The sequence below is a fragment of the Chryseobacterium sp. 2P genome, from assembly GCF_059579425.1.
The window spans coordinates 2002797-2015471 of the sequence record NZ_CM184194.1; the positions used below are offsets into that span (position 1 = coordinate 2002797).

Annotated in this window: 12 protein-coding genes; 11 read left to right on the plus strand and 1 reads right to left on the minus strand. The window is 35.1% G+C overall.

Translation table 11 applies throughout. The features are described 5' to 3' along the window. The first annotated feature begins 9 nt into the window (after window positions 1-9). The 11 genes from AC52CF_RS09150 (at window position 10) to AC52CF_RS09200 (ending at window position 11549) form a co-directional block, all read left to right on the plus strand. The gene (locus AC52CF_RS09150) at window positions 10-1392 is read left to right on the plus strand and encodes a nucleoside permease (protein ID WP_214589868.1); all 1383 of its coding nucleotides are present in this window, start codon (window positions 10-12) and stop codon (window positions 1390-1392) included. A 114-nt stretch (window positions 1393-1506) separates the two neighbouring features. Then, entirely contained in the window at window positions 1507-2052 is a 546-nt protein-coding gene (locus tag AC52CF_RS09155) for an RNA polymerase sigma factor (protein ID WP_108408611.1), read from the plus strand. Further along, entirely contained in the window at window positions 2030-2737 is a 708-nt protein-coding gene (locus AC52CF_RS09160) for a hypothetical protein (RefSeq protein ID WP_214589867.1), read from the plus strand. The genes AC52CF_RS09155 and AC52CF_RS09160 overlap by 23 nt, the downstream gene beginning before the upstream one ends. Before the next feature lie 80 nt (window positions 2738-2817). After that, window positions 2818-3903: a coiled-coil domain-containing protein gene (locus tag AC52CF_RS09165; RefSeq protein ID WP_290265394.1), complete on the plus strand. Its 1086-nt coding sequence runs from the start codon at window positions 2818-2820 to the stop codon at window positions 3901-3903. A gap of 72 nt (window positions 3904-3975) precedes the next feature. Beyond that, window positions 3976-4365 (plus strand): hypothetical protein, encoded by a 390-nt coding sequence (locus tag AC52CF_RS09170; RefSeq protein ID WP_290265397.1) that lies wholly within the window; start codon window positions 3976-3978, stop codon window positions 4363-4365. A 6-nt stretch (window positions 4366-4371) separates the two neighbouring features. Then, window positions 4372-4803, plus strand: a complete 432-nt coding sequence (locus AC52CF_RS09175) for a hypothetical protein (protein WP_214589864.1) — start codon at window positions 4372-4374, stop codon at window positions 4801-4803. 55 nt (window positions 4804-4858) lie between these two features. Next, complete coding sequence (locus AC52CF_RS09180) at window positions 4859-6040, plus strand: acetyl-CoA C-acyltransferase (protein WP_214589863.1); 1182 nt, start codon at window positions 4859-4861, stop codon at window positions 6038-6040. Between the two features lie 431 nt (window positions 6041-6471). Continuing rightward, window positions 6472-8001, plus strand: coding sequence for an MFS transporter (locus AC52CF_RS09185; protein ID WP_214589862.1), 1530 nt, complete (start codon window positions 6472-6474; stop codon window positions 7999-8001). A 441-nt stretch (window positions 8002-8442) separates the two neighbouring features. Continuing rightward, a complete protein-coding gene (locus tag AC52CF_RS09190; protein ID WP_375182065.1) occupies window positions 8443-9369 on the plus strand; it encodes a mevalonate kinase family protein in 927 nt (308 codons plus the stop codon). Between the two features lie 12 nt (window positions 9370-9381). After that, window positions 9382-10311, plus strand: a complete 930-nt coding sequence (locus AC52CF_RS09195) for a UbiA family prenyltransferase (RefSeq protein WP_375182064.1) — start codon at window positions 9382-9384, stop codon at window positions 10309-10311. 65 nt (window positions 10312-10376) lie between these two features. Continuing rightward, complete coding sequence (locus tag AC52CF_RS09200; protein ID WP_375182063.1) at window positions 10377-11549, plus strand: proline dehydrogenase family protein; 1173 nt, start codon at window positions 10377-10379, stop codon at window positions 11547-11549. A 105-nt stretch (window positions 11550-11654) separates the two neighbouring features. Here the strand turns inward: AC52CF_RS09200 and AC52CF_RS09205 are convergent, their stop codons facing one another. Further along, window positions 11655-12200, minus strand: a complete 546-nt coding sequence (locus AC52CF_RS09205; RefSeq protein ID WP_375182062.1) for a helix-turn-helix transcriptional regulator — start codon at window positions 12198-12200, stop codon at window positions 11655-11657. Window positions 12201-12675 lie beyond the last annotated feature (475 nt).

Below are 12675 nucleotides of genomic sequence, written 5' to 3' on the forward strand. Positions count from 1 at the left end.
TACTAACTTATGAACTTAAAATTACGACTGACCATCTTAAGTTTTCTGCAGTTCTTCGTTTGGGGAGCATGGCTGATTACGATGGCTAATTTTTGGTTCGGTACAAAACATTGGGACGGAGCGCAGTTTGGTGCTGTTTTCGGAACCATGGGGATTGCTTCCATTTTTATGCCGACCATCACCGGAATTATTGCCGACCGTTGGGTAAACGCAGAAAGAATTTTTTCAGCGTTACATATTTTATACGGTATCGTGCTTTTCATTCTGCCTCATTCTGCAGATCCCGGTTCTTTTTTTACGGTAATGCTCGTTGCCATGTGTTTTTACATGCCGACTATTGCATTAGCCAATTCAATTTCCTATACTATTCTTAAAAACAGTGAACTGGATGTTGTTAAGGATTTCCCGCCAATCCGTGTTTGGGGAACCATCGGTTTCATTGTTGCCATGTGGATTACCAATCTTACGGGGAATAAAGCTACAGAAGGGCAATTCTATATTGCCGGAGCGGTTGCTGTTTTCTTAGGAATTTACGCTTTAACATTACCAAAATGTCCTCCACAGAAATTAATAGACAAAGATGCGCCGCTATCCGAGCAGTTAGGTCTTAATGCTTTTAAACTGTTCAAAGATTACAAAACAGCATTGTTTTTCTTATTTTCCATGCTTTTGGGGGCAGCTTTACAGCTTACGAATGCTTACGGAGACGTATTCCTGAGTGAATTTGAACATTTTCCCAAATATGCTGACTCTTTTGTAGTGAAAAGATCTACAATTATCATGTCTATTTCTCAGATTTCGGAAACACTATTCATTTTGGCAATTCCTTTCTTTTTAAAACGATACGGAATTAAAAAAGTAATGCTCATCTCAATGTTTGCATGGGTTTTACGATTCGGATTCTTTGCTTATGGTGTTCCGGAAGGATATGGCTTAAGTTTAATCATCCTTTCCTGCATTGTGTACGGGATGGCTTTCGATTTCTTCAATATTTCAGGATCGCTTTTTGTCGAAACCACTACCGATAAAAAGATCCGTTCTTCGGCTCAGGGATTATTCATGATGATGACCAACGGTTTCGGGGCGGTTTTCGGAAGTTATGCAGCAGGCTGGGCAATCGATAAATTCTTCACCCACAAATTTACTACCGCTTCTTCACTGGCAAATTATCTTGAAACAACACCGGACAACCAGACTTTTTTAGGAATTCTGCAAAAGAGTTTCAATTCTGCGGTAAATCCGGACGGAACTTTATCTTCTATTGTAATGGTAAAAGACTGGCATAATATCTGGCTTTCTTTCGCTGCATATGCTTTGATTTTAGCTCTTTTATTTGCTGTTCTGTTCAAACATAAACATACACCAATTCAGACATCTGATATTAAACATTAATTTTATCACACTGATAACGAATATATTAAATTGCACTTTCAAAAAAAGTGCAATTTTTTTGATATTCAGGCAACCCTTTCAAAAATCTTTCGTCTTATAAACAGAAACTAATTAATGAAGAATTTAGAAGAGAATTTTAAACTGGCAAAAAAGCAGGATCGGAGAGGGCAGAAAGCTCTGTACGAAATGTTTTCGGCGAAAATGCTTGCCATAGCAAATTCTTATGTGAATAACCTTCATGATGCGGAAGATATTTTAATGAATTCTTTTTTCACTTGTTTTTCAAAAATAGAGGAATGCAGAGAATGGAAAAGCTTTCAGTTCTGGCTGAGGAAAATCGTAGTGAATAACTCGATTAATTTTATCAGGAAAAACAGAAATATCCTTTACACGGATGTTGAAATCAGCGAAATCGGAAATGTTGAGGAAAACTGGGAAGAAGAAATGGAGGAGCTTAATATGGAGGAAATTTTTTCAAAAATGCCCGATGGATACCGATTGATTTTCAATCTCTATGTTTTTGAAGAAAAAAAGCATCATGAAATAGCAGAAATACTGAATATTTCTGAAGGCACCAGCAAAAGCCAGCTGAGCAAATCTAAAAAATGGATTGCAGATTTTTTAAAACAGAAGCAAAATGAAAAACAATACGTTAAATAATTTAAAATCCGAGTATGAGAAGCTTGAAATAAAGCCTTCCGCCGATCTTTGGGACAGATTGGATCAGAAGCTGGATGAAAAGCCTGAAAATGCTTCAAAACAGTCTTCCGAATGGTGGAAATATGCAGCCATTATCTTGTTGATGGTTTCTGTAGGAACAATTATTTATATTAAAAACAAAAATAACTTTGACCATCAAAAAACCGACTATATTGTAAAACAGCGTCTTGAAAATGCGGTAAATCCCATAAATCCGGAATTCGAAAAACAATCTGTCGCTTCTGAGGAACAAAAAAACAATCAGGAAAATACGGTAAAAGCTGTTTTAAAAAATCAGGAAACGAATTCGGCTGAGGTTTTAAATTCAAAAAAAGAAGTCAAAATTCAAAAAATTTCGAGTCCTGTAATTGAAGAAATTGCAGTTATGCAACAGAGAACTATCGATATTAACCCCGACAAAATTAAAAGCGAAAATATAATTTTTCCTGCGATTGCCGAAGCAAAGAAAACAAAATCAGGCTATACTAATGCTGATGAACTGCTTATGGGAAGAGAATTTGATAAAACCAGAGAAGAAGTGAAAAAAGATGATCGCAAATTCGGCGTTTTTAATATCAATAAAGTCTTTCAGAAAGTGGATAATGTAACGGTTCTTGGCGTAACGGTCTACACAGACACGAAATAGATTCTAATACTTTAAATAAAAATTACTGTTCTTTTTTATGAACAGCGGTAAAATATTGTCTAAAAAATAAAAGAAAATACATGAAAACTAAATTTGCCTTAATGACTGCTCTTTTTGCTTTTTCCTACGCCTTTTCACAGGAAGTAAGACCGGAATTAAGAAGCTATTCTAAAAAAGTGGACAGCATTGTAGTATCAGAAAAGTCTAAAATGAATCTGGAGCTGGATGATCTGGATAAGAACTACAGAGAAAACAAAGTAAGCGCTGATGAAAAGCAGAAGCAGAGAACAGAAATCGCGATGAAATACGAAGAAATCATCAACGAAAAAATAAACAGCCAGAAAGAAGAGCTGGAAAATGCAACCAAAGGCATTGTAAAAGATGTTGTGATGGGAAGATCCGGAAAACATTCTATTGAACTTTTAGCTCAAAATAATGCACTTCTCACACTGAATACCTCCGGTAATAAAACAAAAAAAGACCTTTTACGCACAACAGATTTTAACATCGGTTTCGGTTTCATGAATCTTACAAAATCATCCTCTTCCCTTGCAATAGGTAATAAAGAATCCGGAATGCGAGTAGGAAATTCCATGTCTTCACAAATGGAATTGAGAATGACGAGACAGATCGGTTCTTTGGTTTCTCCGGTATTTTACCGTATCGGTCTGGGATATCGGTCAGATTCTTTTTCACCGAAAAAAACAACAATTTTCACTCAGGATAAAAATGAAATCTCTATTTCGGATTTTAATACTTTCGCCGAAGGAAATTTAAAAAAATCATATCTTAAAAATCACTATTTTCTGGTTCCGATTGATTTTGTATTTGTCTTAAATCCTAAATATACTGTAGAAAATAATGAAAAAATGCTGGATAATTCCAAAGGAAATTTCAGAATCAGTGCAGGAGTTTACGGAGGCGTAAGATTTCTTACCCAAAACTATATCATTTACAAGAATGAAGAGAACAACCGCGTAAAATACAGGGAAAACATTTCAGACGCTGTTAATGCTTTTCTTTTTGGGGGTAAATTGTCTTTGGGATATGGTCCGTTTAATATTTTTGTGAAAAAAGATTTCACACCTATATTCAACGATCAGGCAAAAATTAATAACAAATATGGCGTTCAGATAGGATTGGAGCTGTTATATGTCAATTTTTAATATGAATCTGCATCATAGAAAAACACACTTTTTGGAGTGTGTTTTTTTTTGTATTTTGGCACTTTAAGAAATATGAAAAATATTCAGTTATTAGGATTGATATTGGTGGTTGCAGGAAGTTTTCTGCCGCTCGTTCACGTTCCCATCATCGGAAACTGGAATTATTGGAAGCTCGATCATTCTCTGGCAATAATCTGCTGGATTCTTTCTGCAGGAGCACTCTTTGGTATTGCAAACAATAATACAAAAGTTTCTAAAATTTTTGGTATTCTTCTGGTTGTTCTGTTTGTTTTTACGCTTATTGCCGTAAAACTTCAGGCTTCAGATTATTTCAGCTTTATGCCTTTTAAATCATGGCAGGATAAACTGGCAGGAATTGTAAAATTGAAGTGGGGCTGGATCTTAGAATTTTTAGGAGCGTTTATCATCATTTTAGTTAAAAATAATAAAGTAAAAGCATAATCACGTATGAATTTTTTGAAAATATTTTCGATCGGAGTATTTTTTCTGGGTGCATCGTACGCGAATGCACAGTCTCAGGAAACGGTAAAAAAGAAACCTGTAGATAACCCTCCAAAATGTACTAATATTAAGGAAGGTAAGTTTTACAGGATGAATTATCCGCCCAATCTTTGGTATATGACCATAAAAGATAATATACAGACCGAATATTATAACGATGGTAAAGATTTTATAAAACTAACCATGGTTTTTGTGAGTGACTGCGAGTATAAATTAATTGCTGTTGAAAAAACCGAAAAAGAAAATCCTATTAAAGTAGGAGATATATTCACCAATAAAGTTATTGCCACGCAGGACAATTACATAAAAATTCAGTCAAAATTCGAAAATGACACTTATAATTTTGTACTGATGAAAGCAAAAGAAAACAAAAAATAAACAGAAAATTATAAGATTCGGTTTAAACTAAACGTAAAAAAATAGAATTATAAAAATGAAAGAAGTATTCATCGTTTCCGCAGTAAGAACTCCGATGGGAAGTTTTTTAGGAAGTTTATCTGCTGTTCCTGCAACGAAGCTGGGAGCTGTTGCTGTAAAAGGAGCATTAGAAAAAATCGGTCTTGATCCGAAACAGGTTCAGGAAATCTACATGGGGAACGTTTTACAGGCGGGAGAAGGACAGGCTCCGGCTCGTCAGGTAGCTTTAGGAGCAGGACTTTCAAACGAAACGCCTTCTACTACGGTAAATAAAGTTTGTGCATCCGGAATGAAAGCGGTTTCTATGGCTGCACAGGCAATTAAAGCAGGAGATGCAGACGTAATTGTTGCAGGAGGGATGGAAAATATGTCCTCAGTTCCACATTACTACAACGCGAGAAATGCAACAAAATTAGGCGATGTAAAAATGCAGGACGGAATGGTTCTGGACGGGCTTACAGACGTCTACAACAAAGTTCATATGGGAGTTTGTGCAGAAAAATGTGCAGCTGACTACAGTATTTCAAGAGAGGAGCAGGATAATTTTGCCATCGAATCTTATAAAAGAGCAGCAAAAGCATGGTCGGAAGGTAAATTTGCTGATGAGGTTGTTCCTGTGGAAATTCCTCAGAGAAAAGGAGATCCGATTATTTTTGCAGAAGATGAAGAATATAAAGCGGTAAATTTTGACAGAATTCCTACACTTCCTACAGTGTTTAAAAAAGAAGAAGGAACAGTAACGGCAGCAAACGCTTCTACACTCAATGACGGAGCCTCTGCTTTGATCCTTGTTTCTAAAGAAAAAATGGAGGAATTGGGACTTAAGCCTTTGGCGAGAATCGTTTCTTATGCAGATGCAGCTCAGGCTCCTGAAGATTTTACAACAGCACCTTCAAAAGCTTTACCCATTGCCCTTAAAAAAGCAGGTTTAGAGCTTACAGACATTGATTTCTTCGAATTCAACGAAGCTTTTTCTGTAGTAGGTCTGGCGAACAATAAAATTTTAGGACTGGATGCTTCTAAAGTAAACGTAAACGGTGGAGCTGTGGCTATTGGTCACCCTCTTGGAAGTTCAGGATCAAGAATCATTGTAACTTTAATTAACGTTTTGAAACAGAATAACGGTAAATACGGTGCAGCAGCAATCTGTAACGGAGGAGGCGGAGCTTCTGCAATCGTTATTGAAAATATGCAGTAATCATTAGATTGATACATTCAGAATCCGGAAGTTTTACTTTCGGATTTTTTTTGGAGCTTTTTCCCGCTTTCCGCACTCGCTATTTCGGTTTTCGGCGGCGGCGAAGCCGCCGCCGAAAACCGAAATGAGCTCAGACAAATGCTGCAATCGGGGCTATAATTCCAGACATTCATAGAAATTATCGGTAAAAATCATTTTGAAAGGTTAAAAAACTTTTAAAAATCAAAAGCAATCAAAAAAAACAATATCTAATTGAAATAAGATAATTTTTCTTCTGAAAAATATTCTCTTCGGGCAAGAAATATTTATACTGAAGCCATTTTTTAAATAGCACAATTTTAACGGAATAATAAAATTTTCTCCAAACCAAATAAAAAGCTCCGAATATTCAGCGGTTTTGCTATTTTTGTGTTTATTAATAATTATTTGAAATGTCTGAAATTGAGAATCTGCAAACTCAAAACATAAAGAATAATCCAAAGATCATGAAAGCCTGGGCGGTTTATGACTGGGCAAACTCCGTTTATTCTTTGGTAATTACTTCTACTATTTTCCCTATTTACTATTCCATTCTTACCACAGCGTACGAAAAAAAGGAATACGTGGCGGAAACGAAATCATGGATCGATGTCCCTGTAAGACACATGATTAAGATCTTTGGAGAAGAATATCAACCCGATGCGGTCTATGGATATTCCTTAACGATTTCGTTTTTCATAGTGGTTTTATTGTCTCCGTTTTTATCCTCTTTGGCAGATACAATAGGAAACAAAAAATCCTTCCTGCAGTTCTTCTGCTATTTAGGAGCTACATCTTGTATGGGATTGGCAATGTTTACCGGAATGCACAACGTATTCTTGGGATTACTCTTCAGCATTACTGCAAGTGTCGGATTTTGGGGAAGTCTGGTATTCTATAATTCCTTTTTACCGGATATTGCCACCAGAGACAAACAGGATGCGCTTTCTGCTAAAGGATATGTTTACGGATATATCGGTTCCGTAGTTTTGGTAGTGATTTGTTTAATATTAATTCAGGTTCTTGCAAAAGGAGCTGCACAACAGTTGCTTTTCACAAGAATCAGCTTTTTATTAACCGGAGCTTGGTGGTTCGGTTTTTCTCAGTATACCTTCAAGCATCTGCCTCAGTTTGGTGATGTGAAAGAAAAACTTCCGAAAGATTTAGTCCTTTTAAACTATAAAAACATCTTCAAAAGACATAAAGAACAGGGTGGTTTCTTCGAAGTTTTAAAAGATAACTTAAGCTTCTATAAAGATATCGCCAAAGAAAGTTTTCATGAATTATTCAAAGTAGGAAAAGATCTGTTCAAAGACAGAAATCTGAAATATTTCCTTTCCAGCTTCTTTTTTTACAGCGTGGGAATGCAGACCATTTTCCTGATGGCAACACTTTTCGGGAAAAGCGAAATCAATCTTCCTCAGGATAAACTCATCGGAACACTTTTGGTCATTCAGATTGAAGCCATTATCGGAGCTGTAATTTTCTCAAGATTATCAAGAAAAATAGGAAACAAAAACGTAATTACCATTGCTATTATTCTTTGGATTGTTGCCTGTATCTGGGCATATTTCCTTAACAAAGAAAACCCGACAGTAGAATATCAGTTTTATGGCGTAGCTGCTGTGGTTGGTTTGGTAATGGGAGGACTTCAGGCAATGTCCAGATCCACTTATTCCAAGCTGTTGCCGGAAAACTCAATGGAAAACACTACATTTTTCAGTTTTTACGATGTTCTGGAAAAAATTGCCATCATTGTAGGAACATTTGTTTTTGCCTTATTTATCGATAAATACGATTCTTTAAGAGCCATTTTCGCTAAAATTGATGTCATGCTGCCTTCCGCTTCAGGAATGAGATTTGCCGCGTTTTCAATGGCACTATTTTTCTTTGTAGGATTAATTTTAATACGCTTCTTAAAGCTGAATACCCAGAAAAAATAGTTAAATCATACTACAACAAATTAAGGCGCTTTATAGCGTCTTTTTTATTTACCTGACTTTAAATTTAAGTGAGTTGATGTATAAACAATACAAAAATAGCAATAGGCTTTAGTCAAAACTTATATTCAATTTTCATTAAAGTTAATTTTGATCTGAAAACTTTATATCGGGCTGAAGACTAACGCTATTAATGAAATGTAGTAATTTGATTATCAATTTATTTTAATCTTCTTATATCGACTCACGGTAAATTTACATACCTCATTATTTCTTTTGAATAGAAAACCATATAAACCTTAATTTTCATCAATGTAATTCTGATTTTAGATTTAATTAAAATTTTAAGAATATTTTGCTGTTAAAATTTGTTAGAATTCGGCGCGGGATTTGCTTATATTCATCAGAATAGTATTAAATTTGCAGAAAAATTTATTTAAATAAATGACAAACCCATTATTTTACGCAAAAATTCTTTTGTTCGGAGAATACGGAATTATTGAAGATTCCCAAGGTTTGACATTACCTTACAGTTTTTATAAAGGTACCCTCAAATTCTCATCACTGGATTCCGAATTTGAAAAAAAATCCAATGATCATCTTAAAAAATACGCAGAATACCTGCAGAATTTAGCACTTCCTGAAACTTTTGAGCTTAATGTTTCAAAATTTAAAGAAGAAATTTCTGAAGGATTATTCTTCGACAGCAATATTCCTCAGGGATATGGAGTAGGAAGTTCAGGCGCTTTGGTTGCCGCAATTTTCGAAAGATATTCTATTTCTAAACATGAACCTGAAAATATTTCAAAAGACGAACTGAAAAACCTTCGAACAGTTTTTGGGTTAATGGAAAGCTATTTCCACGGGAAAAGTTCAGGAATTGATCCTCTGATCTGCTACATGAATCTTCCGATTCTTATCGAAAGCAAAGAAAGTGTAGATAAGGTGGCAATTCCGGAAAGTGAAGCCGGAAAAGGAGCTATTTTCTTGATAGACTCAGGAATGACGGGCGAAACAGGACCAATGGTTCAGATTTTCTTTGAAAAAATGAAGACCGAAGGCTTCAGAAAAACCCTGAAAGAAGAGTTTATCCGCTATAATAACGCTTGTATCGATGCATTCCTTAAAAAAGATATGAATCCATTTTTCAGAAACCTTAAAAAACTTTCTCACTGGGCATATGAACATTTCCGTCCCATGATTCCGGAAAGTTTATTCAACGTCTGGAAAAAAGGCTTAGATTCCAATGCATATTATTTAAAACTCTGCGGAAGCGGCGGCGGCGGTTATATTTTAGGTTTCACCAAAGATTACGAAAAAGCAGAAAAAATGCTTGATGGCTTCCATAAAGAAGTGATTTACAGATTCTAAAAATTGTTGTGAATGAATTCTGAAAAAGAAACTTTCCAACAGAAAAACTATATCCAAAAATCTTTTTTTTACAGATTTTCACAATTCGTGGGCTTTCTTTTGGGAGCTCGCTTTTTTGTTGCCGTTCTGCTGATTTTTGCACTCTATGTTTCAACATTTTTCCTCTTTAATCAGGATGAAAATTTCAGAAAATTCGTATTTGATTTTAAAGTTCACGGAATTATTTTCTGTACGGTTCTTACGATTCTTGCCGGAGGAATCATCAACCAGTTTTACGATTTCGAAAAAGATCATGTCGTAAAACCTTTCAGAACAAGAATCCAGAGCTTCATTAAGCAGAAATATTTTCTTTACGCTTACCTCGTTTTAAGTGTGATTTCTTTGGGAGTTGCATGGATGATTTCGCATAATGTTTTTGTATTTTTTGTAGTTTATCAGTTCTTTATGTGGTTTTACAGCCATAAACTCAGCCGGATTTTAATATTAAACAATCTCACTTTTGTAAGCCTTACGTTGTATCCCTTTTTCGGAATGATGGTCTATTATGAAACCTTTTCGAAGAAAGTTTTACTCATGGCGGTTTTTCTTTTTCTGATTCTTTTATGCATTGATATTGTAAAAGATACGTTAACAAAAAGTGTGGATAAAGCGTTTGGATACACGACAATTCCCAATTATTTTAAAAGCAGGAATACCAAAACAATTATTGTTTCTCTGCTTATCATTACCATGGCAGTATCCATGAAGCTGATCATGAAAACAGGAATTTCAGGATTCATGGCATATTATTTTACTGCCGGATTATTTATTTTCATCCTTTGCGTTTACCTTATTTTAAATCATACAAGAAAAAGCAACTTCATTACGCTTAATATTCTCAGAATTTGGGTTTTCATTGGGATAATCGCAATGCTTCTCAACGGACTGGAAGGTAAATTATAGAAAATTTTCTTTATAAAACCTGATCCTTTTCTTACCTTTGCAGTACCTTAAATTTATAAAAAGTAATGCCCATTTTTAACGATACTAAAGTCGCATTTGCGGATAAATCCGATGCACAGTTAAGAAAAGCGTATTGGATGTTCAAAATGATTGAGCAGCCTTCCCTTACAAAAATTGGAACTTCCGTTCTTAATTTCACCGTTCATAATAGTTTTCCTTTCGTTACCGGAATTGTAAAAAACACTTTGTTTGAGCAGTTTTGCGGAGGAGAAACCCGTGAAGAAAGTATGAAAGTAGTGAAACAGCTTTTCAGAAGAGGAGTCGGAAGTATTTTCGATTATTCTATTGAAGGCAAAGAAGACGAAGAAACGTTTGATGCAGTTTGCAAAGAGATCAAAGATATCGTAAGATTTTCTGTAGGAAATCCGGCAATTCCGTTTATCGTTTTTAAACCTACAGCCTTCGGAAGAATAGATCTGTATGAAGCTGTCGGGAAAAATGCGGAACTTACAACAAGCCAGAAAGAAGAGTGGGAAAGAGTAGTAAAAAGGTTTGATGAAGTCTGTAAGCTTTGCCACGAGCACGACAAAAAAGTGATGGTAGATGCCGAAGAAACCTGGATGCAGGATGCAGCGGATCATCTTTGTGAAGAGATGATGGAGAAATACAATCAGGAAAAGCCGATTGTCTGGAATACCATTCAGATGTACAGAACCGGAAGACTGGAATATATGGAGTCGCATCTTCAGCGCGCGCGAGAAAAAGGTTATTTTATCGGGTATAAGATCGTTCGTGGAGCCTATATGGAAAAAGAAAGAGCAAGAGCCGCAGAAAAAGGCTATGCAGATCCTATTCAGCCGACAAAAGATGCTTCCGATAAAAATTACAATGCAGGAATTGATTTCGTTATGAATCATTTAGATAAAGTTTCCGCATTTTTCGGAACCCACAATGAAATTTCTTCAGAGCTTGTCATGGATAAAATGAAAACGAAAGGACTGGAAAACGGAAATCCTCATATCTATTTCGGGCAGCTTTACGGGATGAGCGACAATATTACGTTCTATCTTTCGGATAAAGGCTATAATGCGGCAAAATACCTTCCTTACGGACCTGTAAAAGACGTTGTACCATATCTTACCAGAAGAGCGCAGGAAAATACTTCTGTTGCGGGGCAAACCGGTCGTGAACTGGGTCTTATCAAAAAGGAACTCGGAAGAAGAAAAGCAAGCAGATAAATTTTAAAGATAAATTTCTAAGCCTTACAATATTTTGTGAGGCTTTTTTATGATCTAAATATAAGTTGATTGAAATTTTGAAAATTGAACGGTTGCAAAGATCATTTAAGGTTCAAAACTTTCGAATTTGCCGTTTTCGTAGAAAATAACAATCCGTTTAATTTTATTTTGTTGATTTTCAATAGCTTGAACAATGATCTGATCACTGTTATTTTCTAATCGCTGAGAATCCGATATTTTCTCCTGTGCTTTACTTTGATCCGGTATAAGCGATTCCTGCCGCTTCATTTCTGGCGGTTCTATTTCTGTTTCTTCACTGCCAAAATCTTCATCGTTATTTACCATCGTAAAAAGATCGGGGAGAGAAGTTGTTCTCGGTTTTTCCTCTTCATAAATTTCTTCTTCCAGTTCAGAAACGTCCGATTCGGGAAGCTCAGACTTCAGCATTTCACCTTCACCCGTAATCAGCCAGTCCCAAAGAATTTCAGGAAAGCGCGATTTTATTTTAATGATAAACTCAAGCGACGGCTTATTTCTTCCGGACGTAATGTGCGAAATAGAAGATCGCTGTACTTCAATTTCATCCGCAAACTCCGAAGAAGAAAGATTAGAATACTCGATAACTTTTGAAATTCTCTCGTTTAGACTCATAGAACCATTATTAAAACGCGTTACAAATGTAAATAAATAAATTTACAAATGCAAATTGAATTAATAAACAAATGTAAACTAAAGCAAAATACAAATGTAAACTACGTAACTATTTGAAAATAACCGTTTTATATAATTAATAAAATACTAATTCTAAATTTTACAAAAGTTTATCCACAATTAAATTATTAAAATCAATAAAATTTGGCTGAAATCGTCGATAACTTATTGATAAGTTATGTTCATATAAATACCATTATTGGTGTATTAAACATAATTTTGTTGCGGTTTAATACACTGTATCAGCAAATACAGAGAATATACTTAAAATAACAGATAAATGCCTTATAATAGGGTAAAATGAACGTTTTACTTTTGTAAAATATAGCTTTCAAACGCATTTGGACTGGGTTTTGTATTATTTTAATGTAAAATATAGTTATTGATCTTTTTTAAGATGTACCAGATTAAATTT